A 17874-nucleotide genomic window follows, 5' to 3' on the forward strand; every position below is an offset into this window, starting at 1 on the left:
ATTGCGGTCATCGTCAAGCCTGTCTGCCGAGGCATGTGAATGCGCTACTCCAACGAACACAAACAGCAAACCCGCGAACGGTTGCTGGCCAGCAGCGGCGCGCTGGCCAAACGCGGGGGTTTTGCCAGCACCGGCGTGGCCGGGTTGATGAAAGCGATCGGCCTGACCGGCGGTGCCTTCTACAACCACTTCCCGTCCAAGGACGACCTGTTTACCGAGGTGGTACGCCAGGAGCTGTGCAACAGCCCCCTGGCACGCCTGGCTTGCCAAGGCGCCAACCGCGAACGCCTGGGCCGCTGTCTGCAGCAGTACCTGAGCCTGGCCCACCTGCGCAATGCCGAAGGTGGATGCCCGCTGCCGCCGCTGGGTGTGGAAATCGCCCGGGCCGACACGCCGGTGCGTGAAGTGGCTGAGCACTGGCTGGTAGAGCTGCACCAGGCCTGGAGCACAACCTTGGAAGATGAGCAGCTGGCCTGGGTGCTGATCAGCCAGTGCGTAGGGGCATTGCTGGTCGGGCGCATGCTGGCCAGTGAAGGCGTGCAAGCGCAGGTACTGGGCGCCAGCCGCCAGTTTGTCGAACAGGCCCTGCATGAAACGGATTAGTGCCCTGCTGGGTTTGCTATGGGCCCTGCCAGCGCTTGCCGAACAGGCCTGCCCGCCTGGGCAGTATCAGGTGTGCCTGATGGGCTGCTTCTGCGCCCCAATCGACCCAGGCCAGGCCGGGCAGATCCTCAAGGATGTGGAGGTCATGGCCTCGTCCAGCCTGACCTACGCCTTGCGCCAGGCCCGCGACGAAGCCACGGCCAGCGGTGTGCAGCCGATTCCGTTGCATATTCGGGCACAGCTTGAACCTTGGTATGACTTTGCCGTGCTCGACGCGGCGCGCTTCCGGGTGGGGGATGAGCAACAGATGAGCGCAGCCAATGCGCTATTGCAGAACCCCGATGTGAACGCCGTTACACTGATCGACACGATCATCTTCCGCCGGGCCGCCGATGCCGAGGACAACGTGGCCTTGTGGGCGCACGAGCTCAAGCATGTGCAGCAGTATCAGGAGCTGGGCGTGGAGGCGTTTGCCCGACGCTATACGCGTAACTACGACGACCTGGAGGGGCCGGCCTACAAGATCGAGGCCGAAGTCGACAAGGCGCTGCGCGAGCGTCGTTCAGGCCTGGCCCGCTGATCGCTGCCATTGCGTTCCACATCGACAGTGCAGGTCTTGCCCAGCGCAACATTCAGCCGTTCGCGCGAACCGTGGTAGGAGCGGGTTTACCCGCGAATACGGTGGCGGCGGCAACGGTGAACGACGGGTGGAAATTGGCCAGCAGGCCCGCCGTGCTTCGCGGGCAACCCCTTGATACGACCAAGCTTTTCAGCGCTGAGCTCCGCAGAAAAGCTTGACCGCCAACACAGTATCTTCATGGGAACGCAAAGGCGCTCAAGACACCGCCGAAGCCTCCACCTCCTGCTCGCGGCTGGCATAACGCTGCGCCAGCACAGCACACACCATCAGCTGTATCTGGTGGAAAAGCATCAGCGGCAGAATCATCGCGCCAATGCCACTGCCCACGAACAACACCTGGGCCATGGGCACACCCGTAGCCAGGCTTTTCTTGGAGCCGGCAAACAGGATGGTGATGCGATCCTCGAGGTCGAAGCCCAGCGCCTTGCCAAGCAAGCGGGTGCCAAACAGCACCACTGCCAGCAGAATTGCGCACACTACGAACAGCCCCGCCAGGTGCTGCGGCGATACGGTGTGCCACAGCCCGGTAACCACGGCCTCACTGAAGGCGGTGTACACCACCAGCAGGATCGAACCCTGGTCCACCACTTTGAGCCAGCGCGCATTGCGCTTGACCCAGGCGCCGATCCAGCGCCGCGCGACCTGCCCGGCAACGAACGGCACCAGCAGCTGTAACGTGATCTTCAACACCGCATCCAGGCCGGAACCTGTATCACCACCGGCCCCCAGCAGCAGCATCACCAGCAACGGGGTGAGGAAGATACCCAACAGGCTGGAGGCCGCTGCACTGCAGATGGCTGCCGGCACGTTACCGCGGGCCAGCGAGGTAAAGGCAATGGCCGACTGCACGGTTGCAGGCAAGGCACACAGGTACAGGATGCCCAGGTAAAGCTCGTTACCCACCAGCGGTACGAACAGAGGTTTGAACGCCAGGCCCAGCAGTGGGAACAATACAAAAGTACAGGAGAACACCAGTAGGTGCAGGCGCCAGTGCCCGGCACCGGCAATGATGGCTTCACGCGACAGTTTGGCGCCATGCAGGAAGAACAACAGGCCGATGGCCAGGTTGGTCAGCCAGCCGAAAAACACCGCGCCATCGCCCGAGCAAGGCAGCACGGTGGCGATGAGTACTACACCGAGCAAGGCCAAGGTGAAATTGTCAAATAACATGCGCAAATACTTCATCACTGTATCCATCTTGTCATGGTGGCTGGGCAGACGATAAGGTCTTTGGCTCTCCGTCGCTAACGCCGGAACCCCGAGCGGTATCGCTCAACGGACACGTTCCACAAAAAGGACTCTCCATGCTCCGCCCACCTCTGGCTGCACTTGCAGCCGCCATAACCCTTGCCTTGGGCCATGCCAGCGCCCAGGCCGACGACCAGTTACAGACCAAGGTCGACCAGATCATCCGCCCGCTCATGCAGGAACAAGGCATCACCGGCATGGCTGTGGCCATCTATGCACGCGACCACGCGCATTACTTCAGTTACGGGGTGGCCAGCAAGGCCGACAACGTACCGGTCAGCCGCGATACGCTGTTCGAGATCGGTTCGCTGAGCAAGACCTACACTGCCACCCTGGTCGCGCTTGCCAGCGCCGAGGGCAAGCTTGACCTCGAGGCCCCGGCCAAGCGCTATCACCCGGCACTAGCCGGCGTCCCCATCGGCGACGCGACGGTGCTGGACCTGGGCGCCTATAGTGCCGACTGCCTGCCACTGCAGTTCCCCGACACCGTGCAAACACCGCAGCAGGTAGTCGATTTCTTCCGCCACTGGCAACCTCGCGCCAAACGTGGCACCCAGCGCTGCTACTCCAACCCCAGCCTGGGTTTGTTTGGTGACCTGGCCGCCCGTGCGCAGCATCAACCGTTTTCCACGCTGATGAGTGAGGGCCTGCTGACGAAGATGGGCCTGAAAAATACCTACCTTCAGGTTCCGGCCAGCGCCCAGGGGCTTTATGCCCAAGGGTATGACGCCGACGACAAGCCGGTGCGTGTAGGGCCCGGCCTCTACGCCGATGAGGCCTACGGCATCAAAACCAGCGCCAGCGACCTGCTGCGCTATGTGCGGTTGCACATGCAGCCGCAGGGCTTGCCACCGGCCCTGGTGAAAGCCACCGCCATTACCCAGCAGGGCTATTTCCAGGTTGGCGCCATGACGCAAGGCCTGGGCTGGGAACGCTACCCCTACCCGGTCACGCTGAGCACACTGATCGATGGCAACAGCCCACGGCTGATCCGCGAACCGCAGGCCACCACTCGCTTGCAGCCGGCCCTGCCCGCGCTACCGGCAGCCTGGTACAACAAGACCGGCGCCACCAACGGCTTCGGCGCGTACGCCGCGTTCGTGCCGGCAGAACAGCTGGCAGTCGTGCTGCTGGCCAATCGGAATTACCCCAACCAGGCGCGGGTGCAAGCCGCCTTCGACATCCTTTCCGGCTTATAACGCTCGCGTTGATTGTCGGACAAAACGACAGAATGTAGTGAGCAAAAATATTCACTACAAAATGGTTGACGCCGTTCATCGCGCTTGGGCATGATGAAGCCGTCTCCCCGATCGGGAGCGGTGGCAAGGGTGTTCCAGACGGCCTGCGCGGTAACGCAGGCCGTCCGTGGAGAGGGAAACTGTCCAAAAGGCAGCGTGAGAAAGCCCCTGTTGCGATGCTGCTGTAGCAGCCTTGGTAGTGCGCTACACCGTGATAGCGCCAACTGTGAAAATCACCTATGAATGGGTAATGGGGGCTTTATGATGAACTTGAACAACAATCCGACTATCGACCAATTGGCCCAGCTGTTCGCCGTGCGCAAGGACAGCCTTGACGACCATTTGCTGTGGGTTAGCCAAACCGGTGAAGTGCGCCTCGACCGCCTGCCACCGAACACCGTCGAAGATGAATTTGAAGAGCACCTGCCCAGCATGCGTGCCCGCTTCAAGGTCTACCGCCGTGGCCAAGGCTACGTCGGCAAGAAAGCCGCCGCCGACACCGAATTCGTTGGCCGCGTGCTGCAGACCCTGCAACAAGAATGGCCCGCTGCCCGTGAGCAGCAGGCAGTCAAGGTGATCGAACCGCTGAATTGAGGGTTCGCACCCTTACCAGAGCCCGGCCCGCATTGGCCGGGCTTTTTCATGCCTGGCGCCGCTGCAGACGGGTTTCCGGCAAAGGCAAAGCGCCTGTTGCCATCGCCCGGGCGCGGTCGACACCCCACACCAGCGCACGGGTCATGGTCTCGCCCGGCAGCGCAGGGTAATACTCCTCCAGCAACGCCCGCCCATCCCCGGCGTACAACCCCAGAAACAGCTGCGTCGCCCCCAGGCGCGACAAGCGCACCTGCACGTCCAGTGTGGTGCCGTCGCTGAGTGCTTCGTCGTGGCAGCGGCTGTGCAACTGTGCGTCGGCCCACTGCCAATAGGTTTCTTCCCTGACTCGCATGAGCATTCAATCCTCCGTTGCTGGAATGCCGCGTCAGAAAACCACAGACCGGGCCATCCGGCGAGCGCTACCGGGCAATACCATGAGGCGGATCAACGAATGGCAATAAAAACCCCGCCGTTGGGCGGGGCGTGCGCAGACGCGGGATCACTTCTTGAGCGGTACCCGCGGCATGAAGCGGCCTTTTTTGCTGCGCTGCAAATGTGCAGGCTGGAGCTGTTCGGAATCATCCAGCGTCATGTGGGCGAAACCCAGGCGAAATGCCGCCTGGCCGCAACGCACCTGGCTGTTGATCGGGAACGCGTCGTTCAGGTCTTCGAAAAAGGATTCGCTCATGCCCAGTCTCCCTCCAGTGGCGGTCGCGTCGGCAACCAGACAAGTTGCCCAGGGAACGCGGCCTGTGAAAGTGAGACTAGCTGGTCATTTGCGGACCGACCGGACAAGAACCTTGCAGCCGACCAATGGCAAAAGGCTTTACTTCAGGCGTACTGCCGTACCGGTGGCAAATACCACGACCATGCCACCCTGTACCGACGGCATGCTGATCTCAAAATCCACCCCCACTACCGCATCGGCTTGCAACTGTCGTGCCCGGGCCTTGAGTTCTTCAGTGGCCTGCTCTCGGGCCTCGCGCAGCGCGCTTTCCAGGGTTTGTGAGCGGCCACCGAAGAAGTCGCGAAACCGTGTAAAGAAATCGCGCACGAAGTTGATGCCCTGCACCGATTCGGAACTGACCACGCCCAGGTATTCGGCAATCGGACGGCCTTCGAGCTGGCTGGTGGTGGAAATGATCATGTATGCGCTCCGTTGGCCTGGCAAAAAGAGGCCGATTCTAACAGAGCGCAGGTCGGCAGATTTAAGCGCTTTACGCGTTGGCAGCCCGCAAACGCTGACCGATGCGCGCACCGAATACATTCACCAGCAGGCCGGCCATCACCAGCAATGCGCCCCAGCCCTGCGTAGCGGTCAGGCGCTCTCCCAGCAGTAACGCCGACGAACTCAGGCCAATCACCGGTACCAGCAGCGAGAACGGCGCCACTTTGCCTGCCGGGTGACGCGACAGCAACTTGCTCCACAGGCTGTAGCCGAGCATGGTGGCCACAAAGGCCAAATACGCCAGGGCCAGCACCGAACTCCAACTGATATTGGCCAAGGCATGGCCAATGCGCTCGGGGCCTTCCAGCCACCAGGACAGTGCCAGGAATGGCAGTGGCGGGATCAGCCCACCCCAGATCACCAACGCGACCAGGTCGACCGAGCCGAACCGCCGGGTAATGATGTTGCCCAGGCCCCACATTGCACCGCCACACAGGGTCAGCACCAACGCCAGCATGGGCACATGGCCGCCGTCTTCGCTGCCGATCAGTGCCAGGCCGCCGGCCGCCACCAGCAGCCCCAGCACGCTGGCCAGGCGCAGCCGCTCACCGAGAAACAACGCCGCAAAACCGAGGGTGAAGAAGGCTTGCGACTGCAGGATCAACGAAGCCAACCCTGGCGGCATGCCGCTGTACATGGCCTGAAACAGGAACGCGAACTGGCCCAGTGAAATGGTCGCACCGTAAGCGATCAGCCAGCGCCACGGCAGTTTCGGCCGCCTGACCAGCAAGATCGCCGGGAACGCCACCAGCAAGAAACGCAATGCCCCCAGCAACATCGGTGGCAGCCCGTCGAGGCCAACCTTGATGACCACAAAGTTGACGCCCCAGGCGACAATCACCACCAGGGCGATAAGCAGGTCCTTGAGTGGCATTGCGACTTCCTTCTGCAGGCTTTTTAGACATATTTCGTTACAGCATAACGGTATTCCTTGAGAAGGGACCAGCACAGTTTAAAGCAATGGTTGCACTACAGTGACTGTTCCGTCCGCCCGCTGTCGTTTGCACGACTAACCGCCAAATCAGCAAGCACAGGTTCAATCCTGATAACCAGGCGCCACCTTTTCCAACATTCGCAACAATGCCGCCCACGCCAATTGCAGCGCATCCGGGTCGGTCAGTTCCCCCTGCTTCAACCCTCTCCCCGGCGCGTTGAACTGCCGTTCGGTACGCACGCACACGTCGGTCGACGGCAATACCAGTTGCCCAGCACTTTGCGCCGCCAACTGGATCTCGCAAGCCTTCTCCAGGTAGTACATGCGCAAGAAGGCTTCAGCCACACTGCGCCCCGTGGTCAACAGCCCATGGTTGCGCAGCAGCATCACTGGCTTGTTGCCCAGGTCGGCCACCAGCCGTTGCTGTTCATCCATGTCCAGCGCGACGCCCTCGTAGGCGTGGTAAGCCACGTTGCCGTAAAACTCCATGGACATCTGGTTGACCGGCAGCAGGCCACATTCCAGTGCGGCCACCGCGCAGCCTGCGCGGGTGTGGGTGTGCAGCACGCACCGGGCATCCTCGCGGGCAGCGTGAATGGCACTGTGAATGACGAACCCGGCCGGATTGACCGGGTGACGAGCAGCCCCCACCGGCTGCCCCTGCAGGTCGATCCTCACCAGGCTGGACGCTGTGATCTCCTCGAACAGCAAGCCATACGGGTTGATCAGGAAATGGTGCTCCGGCCCAGGCAGGCGCAGGGAGATATGCGTGAAGATGAGATCGGTCATGCGAAAGTGCGCGATCAGCCGGTAGCAGGCAGCCAGCTCCCGACGCAGGCTTAGTTCCGTTGCAGTCATCTTGTTGCCCCTTTTCTGAAGGCTATTTGCTGGCCCAGGCGTTGAAGCGTTGCTCCAGTTCTTCGCCATGATCGACCCAGAATTCCACGTTCATGGCCAGCGCCCCCTGCAGGTTCTGCGGTGAAGTGGGTACCCAGTCGGCCAGCGCCGGGTCAAGCCTGGCCGCGGCTTGAGTATTGGTGGGCCCATAGGGGATCTGTTGTACATACCGCACCTGGGTATCCGGCTGATTGGCATAGGCAATCAGCCGCTTGGCCTGGTCGACATGCCGCGAGCCTTTGATGATCGCCCAATAGTCCATACCGTACAGGCTGCCAGGCCATACCACGGCCAACGGGCTGCCCTGCTGCGCCGCCACCGCAATTCTTCCGCTGTAGGTGGAGGTCATCACCACGTCACCGGCTGCCAGCCATTGCGCGGGTTGAGCGCCGGCGTCCCACCACTGGATATGGGGTTTGAGTTCGCTGAGTTTGGCGAAGGCCCGCTCGACGCCTGCCGGCGTGGACAATACCCGGTATACGTCTTCGACCTTGACCCCGTCAGCCAACAGCGCGAACTCCAGGTTGTACACCGCACGCTTGCGCAGGCCGCGCTTGCCAGGGTACTTGTCGACGTCCCAGAAGTCGGCCCACGACGCCGGCGCCTGGGCCAGCTTGCTGCGGTCGTAGGCAATAGCCACGCTCCAGACCAGCGCGGCCGACCCACAATCCTGTGCGGCTGCCGGGATCAGTTCGGCGGCATGGCCCAGGCGCTGCCAGTCCAGGTGCTCGTAGATCCCTTCGTCGCAGCCGCGCATCAAGTCAGGGCCTTCGATCTGCACCACATCCCAATCGACGTTGCCGGTGTCGGCCATGACCTGGATCCGCGCCATTTCGCCGTTGTATTCACTCTGGATCAGCTGGCTGCCGTCCTGGGCAATGAAGGGCTTGAAAATCGCCTCATCCTGGGCCTTCTGGCCCGCGCCGCCATAACCGACCACAACCATCTGCTGCGCAGCTTGCGCAGTGCCCAGGCCAAGGGCCAGCAAGGCTGCACAAAGGCCGGTCACACGTGGATATAGCTGCATCGTTGTTTCCTCCTGGCGGTGCCCGACGGGCCCGTTTTCTTGTTGTTTTGAGGTCACACCCTCGCCATGCGAGTGAGGAAAACCTAGACAGACACCAGTAAAAAAACAAGTTGATTTTTTACTACTGCTACACTTTGATAGAAAAATAACAACAACGTACCGGAGCCGCCTGTATGCAGACCGCCTTCCCACACCTGTTCGAGCCCTTGCAGATTCGCGGCAAACGTTTGAAAAACCGCATCATGTCCACCGGGCACGACACCTGCCTGCCCACCGACAACCTGGTCAACGACAAACTGATCGCCTACCAGCGCGACCGCGCTGCCGGCGGCGTCGGCCTGATCGTGCTGCAGGTCGCCGGGGTGCACGACAGTGCCCGCTACACCTCGCATGTGCTAATGGCCACGGACGATGCCTGCATCGACGGCTACCGCCAGCTAGCCGAGGCCTGCCACGCGCACGGCACCGTGGTGCTGTCGCAACTGTTTCACCCCGGGCGGGAGATCATGGAATCGGCAGACGGCCTGTTAGCGGTAGCCTACTCGGCCTCTGCGGTGCCCAATGAGCGCTTCCGGGTGATGCCACGGGCGCTGGACCAGGCAATGATCGACGAAATCGTCCAGGGCTATGCCGGCGCCGCACGCCGCCTGCACCAGGCCGGCCTGGATGGCGTCGAGGTGGTGGCCAGCCATGGCTACCTGCCCGCGCAGTTTCTCAACCCCCGGGTGAACATACGCAGTGATGGCTACAACGGTGACCTGGATCAGCGCCTGAGGTTCTTGCGCGAAGTGCTGGGCGCGGTGCGCGCCGCCACCGATGAGCAGTTCATCATTGGCCTGCGCATCAGCGCTGACGAGCGCGACAGCCAGGGTTTGAGCGAAGACGAGTCACTGGCTGCTGCCGTGGCCTTGCAGGGCCAGCTCGACTACCTGCATGTCGTCGCCGGTACCTCGGCCTCGCTGGGTGGCGCGGTCCATATCGTGCCACCGATGGCCATCGAACCGGCGTACCTGGCCCGCGAGGCTGGCACCTTCAAGCAACAACTGGCTATACCCCTGTTCGTCACCGGGCGCATCAACCAGCCCCAGGAAGCCGAGCTGATCCTGGCCCGCGGCCAGGCTGATGTGTGCGGCATGACCCGGGCGCTGATCTGCGATCCGTCGATGCCAGGCAAGACCGAACGCGGCCAGGTCGAAGACGTGCGCGCCTGCATCGCCTGCAACCAGGCATGCATCGGCCATTTCCATCGTGGTTTGCCCATTTCCTGCATCCAGCGCCCGGAAACCGGGCGTGAGTTGCAGTATGGGCAGCTCACGCCCACTTCCTCGCCCAAGCGCATAATGGTCGCCGGCGGCGGGCCTGCCGGCATGAAGGCCGCCGCCGTGGCCGCCGCGCGCGGGCACCAGGTCACGCTGTACGAGGCGGGCCCGCAGCTCGGTGGGCAGGTGCTGCTGGCCCAACTGCTGCCACGGCGCAGCGAGTTCGGTGGCGCCAGCACCAACCTTCAACGGGAAATGGCCCTGGCAGGTGTAGAAGTGGTGCGCAACACCCGGGTCGACCGCGCGCTGGTCGAACGTGAGCGCCCTGATCTGGTCATTGCCGCTACCGGCGCCACACCCTACTGGCCGGCGTTCGAGCGTACCGGCGAGCTTCAGGTAGTGGACGCCTGGCAAGTGCTGCGCAATGAGGTGAAACCGGGGCGTTCGGTGCTGGTGATCGACTGGCGCTGTGACTGGATAGGCCCCGGTATCGCCGAACGCCTGGTGCGCGAAGGTCATCAGGTCCAGTTGGCGGTCAACGGCACTCATTGCGGCGAGAGCCTGCCGCTTTATGTACGTGACCAACTGGCCGGCGAGCTGCATCGCCTGGGTATCCCTGTCACTCCATACGCACGCCTGTATGGCAGCGACGACAACACGGTGTATTTGCAGCACACCGCCAGCGGCGATCCGATGATCTTCGAAGGCATCGACACCCTGGTGCTGTGCATGGGGCATCTACCGCAAGACCACCTGGCCACTGAACTGGCAGGTGTGGTGGACGTACGGCGGATTGGCGACTGCCTGGCGCCGCGCACGGCCGAAGAAGCGATTCACGATGGCCTGACGGTTGCCTGGGCGCTCTGAGGCTGTACATACTGCGGCTTTTGCGATGGACCGACGCGCATGAGCCAACCCTCCCAGCCCACTGCCAGCGAACCCGGGGGCGCCGCGCCGCAGTTCCTCGGCACCCGCATCCGCGGCCTGCGCAAGCGCCGCGGCATGACCTTGGCGGAGCTGGCCGCGCACAGTGAACTGACCGCAGGCTACATCAGCCAGCTGGAGCGCAACCTCTCCTACCCGTCGATCCCGGCGCTGTTCAATATCGCCCGCAGCTTGGGCGTGACCATCCAGTGGTTCTTCGCCAGCGAAGCCACCACCGCGCCCGAAGACCAAGGCTTTGTGGTGCGGCGCAACAGCCGCCTGAGCGTGCATTACGAAGATGGCATCGTCGATCAACTGCTCACCCCCCAGCCCAACCGCCAGCTGGAGATGCTGCACTCACGTTTCCCGCCAGGTACCTACAGCCAGCAAAGCTACAGCCACGACGGTGAAGAAGCCGGTTACCTGCTCAGTGGCACGTTTGAACTGTGGGTAGGCGAGCGGCATTTCCAGCTGAGTGAAGGCGACAGCTTCAGCTTCTCGAGCCAGGAACCCCATCGCTACGGCAACCCCGGTGATGTGGATGCCGTGGTGATCTGGGTGATCACGCCACCAACCTTCTGAAGCACTCCGGCAAGCACTGGTAACACCGTTGACCGGCAATACGGTCTACCTTGTCCACCGAACTTCAAAGGAGCACAACCATGAAGCAGATCCTGATCATTGGTGCGGGCTTTGCCGGCCTGTGGAGCGCACTCAGCGCCATCCGCCAGCTTGACCTCAACGGCAGCAAGGGCGTCGAGGTCACCTTGCTCGCGCCCCAGGCTGAGCTGCATGTGCGTCCGCGCTTCTACGAGCCAGACGTGCATACCCTGGCCGCACCCCTGCAGGCGCTGTTCGACGCTGTCAATGTCCGTTTCGTGCAGGGCACGGCATACCACATCGATGAAGCGGCACGTCGCGTGGGCTATCGCACCCGCAGCGGCACTCGCTGCACCCTGCCCTACGACCGTCTGATAATGGCCTGCGGCAGTGAGCTTGAGCGCCCTGACATGGTCGGCATCGAGCATGCCTTCGACGTCGACAAGCTCGACAGCGCCGCACGCCTGGAAACCCACCTGAAGTCACTGGCCAGCCTGCCGAACACGCCGGCACGCAATACCGTAGTGGTAGCCGGGGGCGGTTTTACCGGCATCGAGACGGCCACCGAACTGCCGGCCCGCTTGCGCGCGATACTGGGTGAAGACGCCGCGTTGTGCGTAGTGGTAATCGACCGCGGCGCCAGGATTGGCGCAGCCCTGGGTGACGGCATCCGCCCAGCCATCGAGCAGGCATGCGAGGCCCTGGGCGTGGAGTGGGTTTGCGGTGCCACAGTAGTTTCGGTAGACCCTGCCGGTGTGCAGCTGGACAACGGCCAGCGTATCGACGCCAGCACAGTGGTCTGGACGGTTGGCTTCAAGGCCAACCCGCTCACCGAACAGATCAGCGGCGAGCGCGACAACCGGGGCCGCTTGCATGTCGATGGCAACCTGAAGGTCAAGGGCAATGATGCCGTGTATGCCGCGGGAGACGTGGCTTACGCCACCTGTGACGCGCTTGGCAACCCTGCAATGATGTCGTGCCAGCATGCGATTCCGCTGGGGCGCCACGCAGGCAACAATGCCGCGGCCGAGCTGATTGGCGTGGCACCGATGGCTTACAGCCAGCCCAAGTACGTGACCTGCCTGGACCTGGGGGCTTGGGGCGCGGTGTACACCGAAGGATGGGACCGTGAGGTTTCGCCACCGGAGGACAAGGCCGAAGCCAAGGCGTTGAAGCGCCAGATCAATTCAGTGTGGATTTATCCGCCAGCGGCTGACCGTGCAGCAGCCTTGGCAGCCGCTGATCCGCTTATTCCGGTAGCCTGAACGCTTCTACGGGTTGGAGTGGCCTCGTCTCTCGACAGGGCCACGCTTGCAACCCACCGCTCCCTTGATCAGGCAGCCGCAAACAGCTCGTTGGCAATCTGCGCCTGTGCAGCATCGATCGCCTGGCTGCGCTGCTCCGGGCCGTAGGCCAGGCCGTGGGCCCGGACAATTTCCAGGTCGGTAATACCAATGAAGCCCAGGAACACTTTCAGGAAGTCTTCATGCCCGGCGCCAGTCGGCTGGCCAGCGTGCAGGCCACCCGCAGTGGAAACCAGCACCACTTTCTTGTTGCCGCACAGGCCTTGCGGGCCGGCTTCGGTGTAGCTGAAGGTCTTGCCGGCGACGGCCACACGGTCAATCCAGGCTTTCAGCTGGGTCGGCACGGTGAAGTTGTACATTGGCGCGCCAATCACCACGGCATCGGCAGCCAGAAACTCTTCGAGCGTCTCGGCGCTCAGCTTGGCTTCGAAAGCCTGGGCTGCGTCGCGTACGTCTTCAGGGGTGCCTGCAGCGACCAGGGTGGCGGCGGAGAAGTGGGCAATGGCATCGGCAGCCAGGTCGCGGTAAACCACCTCAACGCTGGGGTCTGCAGCCTTCCAGGCTTCGACCACTTCGCGGCTCAGCTGACGCGAGGCGGAATTGTCGCCCAGGATGCTCGAATCGATGTGCAACAGTTTCATGGGACTCTCCTGTGAGTGAAGACCGCATCTGTGGGCGATCACGATGGGGAGAATCCTATCGAAGTGATCAATAGCTGATAAGTAAGCAAAAATGCGTTAGTTTGTCCCACAGATGGAACAGTGAGACATGCCCATGCAAGACCTCAACGACCTCTTCTACTTTGCGCGCGTCGTCGAAGCCGGCGGATTCGCCGCCGCCGGGCGCCAGCTGGGTATCCCCAAGTCGCGCCTGTCGCGGCGTATCGCCGAGCTTGAAGAGCGCCTGGGCACACGCCTGTTGCAGCGCACCACACGGCAACTCAAGCTCACCGCAGTAGGTGAACGTTACTTGCATCATTGTCAGGCCATGCTGCTGGAGGCCGAAGCCGCCGACGAAACCGTGGCCAGCATGAGCAGTGAACCGCGTGGGCGTTTGCGGGTTTCCTGCCCGGTGGCACTGGCACACGCCTTCCTGCCGGATGTGATCAGCCGCTTTCTCGAGCAGTACCCGCTGGTGCAACTGGACATGGTATTGCTCAACCGCCGGGTCGACCTGATTTCCGAAGGCATTGACGTAGCGTTGCGCGTACGCGACCTGGGCGACGAAGACCCGGCCCTGGTCACCCGCCGCCTGCGCCAGGCACAAATGCAACTGGTGGCTGCACCCGGTTTTGCCGACCACATTCGCGAACCGGGCGAGCTGGCATCTTTGCCCGTGCTGGGCGCAGCCGAAGCGGACCGGCTGGTACACTTCCGCCTGTTCGGCCCCCATGGCAAGCAGCAGGAAATAGCGCTGGAGCCACGCTTGGCGATCGATGATTTCGTAGTACGTAACGCTGCTGTACGTGCCGGGCTGGGGTTCACTGCGCTGCCCAGCATGTTCTGTGAAGAGGAACTGGAACGCGGCGAACTGGTGCGCCTGCTGCCAGACTGGTCGCTGCCGGGGGGCTACCTGCAGGCGGTTTACCCACACCGGCGCGGCCTGCTGCCTGCGGTCCGGGTGTGGATCGATCACCTGGCGGCGTCATTCGAGGCTTGTGGAGAGCGGTATGTCTGAACGGAAGATGAGCGAGGCCCAGGTGGCGGCATTTTGCCTGAGCCTGCCGGGGGCGCGGGAAGACTACAAATGGGGCGGCATCCGAGTGTTTTCGGTGGCAGAAAACAAGATGTTCGCGGTGCTCGACCTGGCGGGTGCCGGGTTGTCGTTCAAGGTAGCCGACGAGCTGTTTCTGGGTTATTGCGATCGCCCCGGGATACGTCCGGCGCCGTACCTGGCGCGGGCGCGATGGGTCAGCATGGCGCCGCCCTACCCCATGGGGCGTGATGAACTGTGTGATGTGTTGCAGCGGTCGCACCAGCTGGTAGTGCGTCGGTTGCCCAAGCGGTTGCAGGTGGGGTTGGTCATGTGATCTACCTGTACCGGCCCTTTCGCGGCATTACCCGCGAAGAGGCCGGCACAACTGCACATCAACCAAGGGGCAGATAACGCCCGTCAAGAAACAGCCAGTCTGCCCAGAACACCTGGTGCAGCAGCACAATCCCCCAGCACACCAACTGGAACGACACCTTGCGGGTCTTGTGCCGAAACAGCTGCTGCGCCAACAGCGCCCCTGGCCAACCACCGAGCAACTCGCTGGCATGCAGCACTTTCTCGGGTGTACGCCAGGTTTGGTTACGGGCCTGCTGCTTGTCCTGCCAATACAGCAACAGGCTGATCAGGCTCATGGCCGGGTACAACGCCAACGGCCACCAGGCCTGATCGTTCCAGGCCATGCGCGCCGCCCCCAGGCCGGGCAACAGGCAAAGCACGCCCAACAGCAGCAGCTTCAGGCGCACATTGCGCACACCTTCAGCCCGTTGCCCACGCAGCGCCTCAGCCATGTGCCGTGGACCAGTCGACCCAACCGAACTGCCAGGTCGCCAGAATGAACAGGCCGAACACAATGCGATACCAGGCAAATGCCGCGTAGCTATGGTTGGCAATGAACTTGAGCAACGCCCGTACGGCAATCATGGCGAAGATGAACGAGGTCACGAAGCCGAGCGCGAACACTGGCAGATCGCCGGGCTGGAACAAGTCACGGTATTTGTAGCCCGAATACACCGCCGCACCGACCATGGTCGGCATTGCCAGGAAGAACGAGAACTCGGTCGCTGCCTTGCGCGACAGGCCGAACAGCAGGCCACCGATAATGGTCGAACCGGAGCGCGACGTGCCCGGGATCATCGCCAGGCACTGGATGAAGCCTATTTTCAGCGCATGGCTCCAGCGCATGTCGTCCACATGGTCCACCTCCACACGGTGCTCACGGCGCTCGGCCCAGAGCATGATGACGCCACCCACCACCAGTGCCGCCGCCACGGTGACGGGGTTGAACAGGTATTCGTGAATAAGGTCGGCGAACAGCACACCCAGGACCACCGCCGGCATGAACGCCAGCAGCAGGTTGCCCGTGAAGCGGCGCGCCTTGGGCTGGTGGGTCAGGCCGAAGACCACTTCGAAAATCTTGCTGCGAAACTCCCACACCACCGCCAGGATCGCCGCCAGCTGAATGATGATGTTGAAAGCCATGGCCCGTTCGCCGCCAAAACCGATCAAGTCGGCGACGATAATCTGGTGACCGGTACTGGAGATCGGCAGAAACTCCGTCAGCCCTTCGACCACGCCTAAGATGATTGCCTGGAAGGCAGTCCAAAAATCCATCATTCCCCCGGATGGAGCGCTGCTTGTCGCAGGCCCCTTGTTCTTGATTTGCTTGAAATTGCCTTACACGGCCCGGCTGTTTTACAGCGACTGTTGGGCGCAACGCCAGTAGAAAAGTTCACGCCTGTTAAAGGTTTCATCTTGCGCGGCCGAAATCCTGACAGAGCCCCTTGGCAATCGCTTTACCCGACCCGTTGCAGACTATCACCAACATAGCACTTAGCCATTAGTCGAGTGTGGGCTCGCTGCAAAGCATGCTTCGATGCACCTTAATAAAAAGAACAATGCGGGAGCTGATGGATGAACACTTTGAGATCGATGTCAATCAGTCAGCGCCTGTGGCTGATCCTTGTGGTGGCGGTGGCCATGCTGGTGGTACTGGGCCTGCTGATGCTGCGGCAGATCCATGGCGACCTGTACCAGGCCAAGGCAGAGAAAACCCGCCATGTGGTGCAAACCGCCGCGGGTGTGCTGGCCTATTACCAAGGCCTGGAAGCTGCCGGCACGCTCAGCCGCGAAACCGCCCAGCAACAGGCGCTGCAAGTAGTGCGCGCGCTGCGCTACGACCATGACGACTATTTCTGGATCAACGACCTGGGGCCGAAGATGATCATGCATCCGGCCAACCCCAAGCTCGACGGCCAGGACCTTTCCGCCATCCGCGACCCCGATGGTTTCGCCGTGTTCAACGAAATGGTCGCCCTTGCCCGCCAGCAGGACGCCGGCCCGGTCAACTATCGCTGGCCCAAGCCCGGCGCCAGTGAGCCGGTAGCCAAGACCTCGTATATTCAGTTGTTCAAGCCGTGGGGCTGGATCATCGGTTCGGGCGTGTACGTCGATGACGTGCAGGCCGAATTCGCTCGCCAGTTGCGCGACGCTTCGCTGGTTGGTGTGGGCATTGCCCTGCTGATGGCGCTGGTGGTCATGCTGATCGCCCGCAGCATCGCCCGCCCGCTGCAGGAAGCGGTACAGGCGATGGGCAACATCGCCAGCGGCGAAAGCGACCTGACCCGGCGCCTGGACACCCATGGCAGCGACGAGATCACCCACCTGGGCGAGCACTTCAACCGTTTCAACGGCAAACTGCAAGGTGTCGTCGGCCAGCTGCAAGGCGCGGCCCACGCATTGGCCCAGTCCGCCGGGCACGTCGGTGACAATGCGGGTGCCGCACAACAGCGCAGTGCCCAGCAATCGTTACAGATGGACCAGGTGGCCACTGCAGTCAATGAGGTGACCTACGCCGTGCAGGACGTGGCCAAGACCGCTGAACAGGCCGCCGGAGAAATGCGGACGGCACAACAACAGGTGACGCACGGCCAGCAGGCCATCCACGGCAGCCTGGCGCAGATCGACCGCCTGTCGGTGACCATCGATGAGGCCGTACAGGTAATCCGCGACCTGGCCGGCCACAGCACGCGCATCGGCGGCGTGCTGGACGTGATTCGTTCCATTGCCGAACAGACCAACCTGCTGGCGCTGAATGCCGCCATCGAGGCGGCACGGGCTGGCGAGCAAGGCCGGGGCTTTGCCGTGGTCGCCGACGAGGTGCGGCTGCTGGCCCAGCGTACAGCACAATCGACGGCCGAGATTCATACCATGATCGAGCACCTGCAGAGTCAGTCGGACGCTGCGGTCAAGGCCATAGACACCAGCAGCGAGGCATCGCGCCAGACTGTCGAACAAGCCCGCGAGGCCGGCGCCAGCCTGGACGCCATCAACCAGGTGCTGAACAACCTCACCGCATTGAATGCCTCCATTGCCAGCGCTACCTTGCAGCAGTCGCATGTGGTCGAAGAGATCAACCGCAATGTGCTGGATACTGCCGGGTTGTCGCAGCAGACCGCCGATGCGGCGCGTCAGTCCAGCGATGCCGGGGTGGCATTGGGGCGGTTGAGCGAAGAGCTGGAGCAGTTGTTGCGGCAGTTCCGGGTCTGAGAACAAGCCCTTTGTGGGTGCGGGCATGCCTGCTCCAGCAGGTATCGCGTGACCTTGAAGCCTGCGCTGCACCTGTGGGAGCTCTGTCTTGCTCAATTTCTGAAAGCTGGCGCGATTGG

20 protein-coding genes are annotated in these 17874 nt (G+C 62.5%); 10 read left to right on the forward strand and 10 right to left on the reverse strand.

Annotated features, from left to right (window positions below):
* Positions 1–39: 39 nt before the first annotated feature.
* Both ACF8Q6_RS24180 and ACF8Q6_RS24185 read left to right on the forward strand, forming a co-directional pair.
* On the forward strand, positions 40–603 hold the full coding sequence (locus ACF8Q6_RS24180; RefSeq protein WP_392491219.1) for a TetR/AcrR family transcriptional regulator: 564 nt from the start codon (positions 40–42) through the stop codon (positions 601–603).
* On the forward strand, positions 590–1183 hold the full coding sequence (locus tag ACF8Q6_RS24185) for a DUF4157 domain-containing protein (RefSeq protein ID WP_392491218.1): 594 nt from the start codon (positions 590–592) through the stop codon (positions 1181–1183). Before ACF8Q6_RS24180 ends, ACF8Q6_RS24185 begins: the two co-directional genes overlap by 14 nt.
* Before the next feature lie 255 nt (positions 1184–1438).
* On the opposite strand, the gene ACF8Q6_RS24190 is transcribed toward ACF8Q6_RS24185, so the two are convergent.
* Complete coding sequence (locus tag ACF8Q6_RS24190; protein ID WP_392491208.1) at positions 1439–2440, reverse strand: bile acid:sodium symporter family protein; 1002 nt, start codon at positions 2438–2440, stop codon at positions 1439–1441.
* Between the two features lie 107 nt (positions 2441–2547).
* Here ACF8Q6_RS24190 and ampC point away from each other — a divergent pair, with 107 nt between their 5' ends.
* Both ampC and ACF8Q6_RS24200 read left to right on the forward strand, forming a co-directional pair.
* Positions 2548–3690: a class C beta-lactamase gene (gene ampC, locus ACF8Q6_RS24195; protein ID WP_392491209.1), complete on the forward strand. Its 1143-nt coding sequence runs from the start codon at positions 2548–2550 to the stop codon at positions 3688–3690.
* 300 nt (positions 3691–3990) lie between these two features.
* On the forward strand, positions 3991–4323 hold the full coding sequence (locus ACF8Q6_RS24200; RefSeq protein WP_003253895.1) for a hypothetical protein: 333 nt from the start codon (positions 3991–3993) through the stop codon (positions 4321–4323).
* A 46-nt stretch (positions 4324–4369) separates the two neighbouring features.
* Here ACF8Q6_RS24200 and ACF8Q6_RS24205 read toward each other — a convergent pair whose 3' ends face one another.
* From ACF8Q6_RS24205 to ACF8Q6_RS24230, 6 genes are all read right to left on the reverse strand, one after another.
* Positions 4370–4681: a hypothetical protein gene (locus ACF8Q6_RS24205; RefSeq protein WP_010953779.1), complete on the reverse strand. Its 312-nt coding sequence runs from the start codon at positions 4679–4681 to the stop codon at positions 4370–4372.
* 141 nt (positions 4682–4822) lie between these two features.
* Positions 4823–5011: a hypothetical protein gene (locus ACF8Q6_RS24210; RefSeq protein ID WP_003253897.1), complete on the reverse strand. Its 189-nt coding sequence runs from the start codon at positions 5009–5011 to the stop codon at positions 4823–4825.
* 138 nt (positions 5012–5149) lie between these two features.
* Positions 5150–5470 (reverse strand): YbjQ family protein, encoded by a 321-nt coding sequence (locus ACF8Q6_RS24215; protein ID WP_003253898.1) that lies wholly within the window; start codon positions 5468–5470, stop codon positions 5150–5152.
* A gap of 70 nt (positions 5471–5540) precedes the next feature.
* Positions 5541–6425 carry an EamA family transporter gene (locus tag ACF8Q6_RS24220; protein WP_003253899.1) on the reverse strand — a complete coding sequence of 295 codons (885 nt, stop codon included), beginning with the start codon at positions 6423–6425 and terminating at the stop codon, positions 5541–5543.
* A gap of 162 nt (positions 6426–6587) precedes the next feature.
* A complete protein-coding gene (locus tag ACF8Q6_RS24225; RefSeq protein WP_392491210.1) occupies positions 6588–7412 on the reverse strand; it encodes a class II aldolase/adducin family protein in 825 nt (274 codons plus the stop codon).
* A complete protein-coding gene (locus ACF8Q6_RS24230; RefSeq protein WP_014591262.1) occupies positions 7366–8409 on the reverse strand; it encodes an ABC transporter substrate-binding protein in 1044 nt (347 codons plus the stop codon). Before ACF8Q6_RS24230 ends, ACF8Q6_RS24225 begins: the two co-directional genes overlap by 47 nt.
* Before the next feature lie 173 nt (positions 8410–8582).
* Between ACF8Q6_RS24230 and ACF8Q6_RS24235 the strand changes: the two genes are divergently transcribed.
* From ACF8Q6_RS24235 to ACF8Q6_RS24245, 3 genes are all read left to right on the forward strand, one after another.
* On the forward strand, positions 8583–10535 hold the full coding sequence (locus ACF8Q6_RS24235) for an FAD-dependent oxidoreductase (protein WP_392491211.1): 1953 nt from the start codon (positions 8583–8585) through the stop codon (positions 10533–10535).
* 39 nt (positions 10536–10574) lie between these two features.
* Positions 10575–11174, forward strand: a complete 600-nt coding sequence (locus ACF8Q6_RS24240; protein WP_392491212.1) for a cupin domain-containing protein — start codon at positions 10575–10577, stop codon at positions 11172–11174.
* Positions 11175–11254: 80 nt separating this feature from the next.
* Complete coding sequence (locus tag ACF8Q6_RS24245; protein ID WP_392491213.1) at positions 11255–12457, forward strand: NAD(P)/FAD-dependent oxidoreductase; 1203 nt, start codon at positions 11255–11257, stop codon at positions 12455–12457.
* Positions 12458–12525: 68 nt separating this feature from the next.
* Here the strand turns inward: ACF8Q6_RS24245 and ACF8Q6_RS24250 are convergent, their stop codons facing one another.
* Positions 12526–13137 (reverse strand): FMN-dependent NADH-azoreductase, encoded by a 612-nt coding sequence (locus ACF8Q6_RS24250; RefSeq protein ID WP_003253906.1) that lies wholly within the window; start codon positions 13135–13137, stop codon positions 12526–12528.
* A 133-nt stretch (positions 13138–13270) separates the two neighbouring features.
* Here ACF8Q6_RS24250 and ACF8Q6_RS24255 point away from each other — a divergent pair, with 133 nt between their 5' ends.
* Both ACF8Q6_RS24255 and ACF8Q6_RS24260 read left to right on the forward strand, forming a co-directional pair.
* The gene (locus ACF8Q6_RS24255) at positions 13271–14173 is read left to right on the forward strand and encodes a LysR substrate-binding domain-containing protein (RefSeq protein ID WP_003253907.1); all 903 of its coding nucleotides are present in this window, start codon (positions 13271–13273) and stop codon (positions 14171–14173) included.
* Complete coding sequence (locus tag ACF8Q6_RS24260; RefSeq protein ID WP_012052560.1) at positions 14166–14525, forward strand: MmcQ/YjbR family DNA-binding protein; 360 nt, start codon at positions 14166–14168, stop codon at positions 14523–14525. The genes ACF8Q6_RS24255 and ACF8Q6_RS24260 overlap by 8 nt, the downstream gene beginning before the upstream one ends.
* Before the next feature lie 58 nt (positions 14526–14583).
* Here the strand turns inward: ACF8Q6_RS24260 and ACF8Q6_RS24265 are convergent, their stop codons facing one another.
* Positions 14584–14997, reverse strand: coding sequence for a DUF1294 domain-containing protein (locus ACF8Q6_RS24265; RefSeq protein WP_392491214.1), 414 nt, complete (start codon positions 14995–14997; stop codon positions 14584–14586).
* Positions 14990–15820: an undecaprenyl-diphosphate phosphatase gene (locus ACF8Q6_RS24270; protein ID WP_003253910.1), complete on the reverse strand. Its 831-nt coding sequence runs from the start codon at positions 15818–15820 to the stop codon at positions 14990–14992. The genes ACF8Q6_RS24265 and ACF8Q6_RS24270 overlap by 8 nt, the downstream gene beginning before the upstream one ends.
* Before the next feature lie 300 nt (positions 15821–16120).
* On the opposite strand from ACF8Q6_RS24270, the gene mcpP reads away from it, so the two are divergent.
* Positions 16121–17755: a methyl-accepting chemotaxis protein McpP gene (mcpP, locus tag ACF8Q6_RS24275; protein ID WP_392491215.1), complete on the forward strand. Its 1635-nt coding sequence runs from the start codon at positions 16121–16123 to the stop codon at positions 17753–17755.
* Positions 17756–17874: the final 119 nt, after the last annotated feature.

The sequence above is a fragment of the Pseudomonas sp. GLN_2 genome, from assembly GCF_043106005.1.
Lineage (GTDB): Bacteria > Pseudomonadota > Gammaproteobacteria > Pseudomonadales > Pseudomonadaceae > Aquipseudomonas > Aquipseudomonas alloputida.

Excerpts from the sequence above, each read along its gene's own strand:
- ACF8Q6_RS24225 (WP_392491210.1), bottom strand. The coding sequence starts at position 7,412 with ATGGCGAAGAACTGGAGCAACGCTTCAACGCCTGGGCCAGCAAATAGC.
- ACF8Q6_RS24270 (WP_003253910.1), bottom strand. The coding sequence starts at position 15,820 with ATGGATTTTTGGACTGCCTTCCAGGCAATCATCTTAGGCGTGGTCGAA.
- ACF8Q6_RS24210 (WP_003253897.1), bottom strand. The coding sequence starts at position 5,011 with ATGAGCGAATCCTTTTTCGAAGACCTGAACGACGCGTTCCCGATCAAC.
- ACF8Q6_RS24220 (WP_003253899.1), bottom strand. The coding sequence starts at position 6,425 with ATGCCACTCAAGGACCTGCTTATCGCCCTGGTGGTGATTGTCGCCTGG.
- ACF8Q6_RS24205 (WP_010953779.1), bottom strand. The coding sequence starts at position 4,681 with ATGCTCATGCGAGTCAGGGAAGAAACCTATTGGCAGTGGGCCGACGCA.
- ACF8Q6_RS24215 (WP_003253898.1), bottom strand. The coding sequence starts at position 5,470 with ATGATCATTTCCACCACCAGCCAGCTCGAAGGCCGTCCGATTGCCGAA.
- ACF8Q6_RS24255 (WP_003253907.1), top strand. The coding sequence starts at position 13,271 with ATGCAAGACCTCAACGACCTCTTCTACTTTGCGCGCGTCGTCGAAGCC.
- ACF8Q6_RS24200 (WP_003253895.1), top strand. The coding sequence starts at position 3,991 with ATGATGAACTTGAACAACAATCCGACTATCGACCAATTGGCCCAGCTG.
- ACF8Q6_RS24260 (WP_012052560.1), top strand. The coding sequence starts at position 14,166 with ATGTCTGAACGGAAGATGAGCGAGGCCCAGGTGGCGGCATTTTGCCTG.
- ACF8Q6_RS24240 (WP_392491212.1), top strand. The coding sequence starts at position 10,575 with ATGAGCCAACCCTCCCAGCCCACTGCCAGCGAACCCGGGGGCGCCGCG.
- ACF8Q6_RS24265 (WP_392491214.1), bottom strand. The coding sequence starts at position 14,997 with ATGGCTGAGGCGCTGCGTGGGCAACGGGCTGAAGGTGTGCGCAATGTG.
- ACF8Q6_RS24185 (WP_392491218.1), top strand. The coding sequence starts at position 590 with ATGAAACGGATTAGTGCCCTGCTGGGTTTGCTATGGGCCCTGCCAGCG.
- mcpP (WP_392491215.1), top strand. The coding sequence starts at position 16,121 with ATGAACACTTTGAGATCGATGTCAATCAGTCAGCGCCTGTGGCTGATC.
- ACF8Q6_RS24230 (WP_014591262.1), bottom strand. The coding sequence starts at position 8,409 with ATGCAGCTATATCCACGTGTGACCGGCCTTTGTGCAGCCTTGCTGGCC.
- ACF8Q6_RS24250 (WP_003253906.1), bottom strand. The coding sequence starts at position 13,137 with ATGAAACTGTTGCACATCGATTCGAGCATCCTGGGCGACAATTCCGCC.
- ACF8Q6_RS24190 (WP_392491208.1), bottom strand. The coding sequence starts at position 2,440 with ATGGATACAGTGATGAAGTATTTGCGCATGTTATTTGACAATTTCACC.
- ACF8Q6_RS24235 (WP_392491211.1), top strand. The coding sequence starts at position 8,583 with ATGCAGACCGCCTTCCCACACCTGTTCGAGCCCTTGCAGATTCGCGGC.
- ACF8Q6_RS24180 (WP_392491219.1), top strand. The coding sequence starts at position 40 with ATGCGCTACTCCAACGAACACAAACAGCAAACCCGCGAACGGTTGCTG.
- ACF8Q6_RS24245 (WP_392491213.1), top strand. The coding sequence starts at position 11,255 with ATGAAGCAGATCCTGATCATTGGTGCGGGCTTTGCCGGCCTGTGGAGC.
- ampC (WP_392491209.1), top strand. The coding sequence starts at position 2,548 with ATGCTCCGCCCACCTCTGGCTGCACTTGCAGCCGCCATAACCCTTGCC.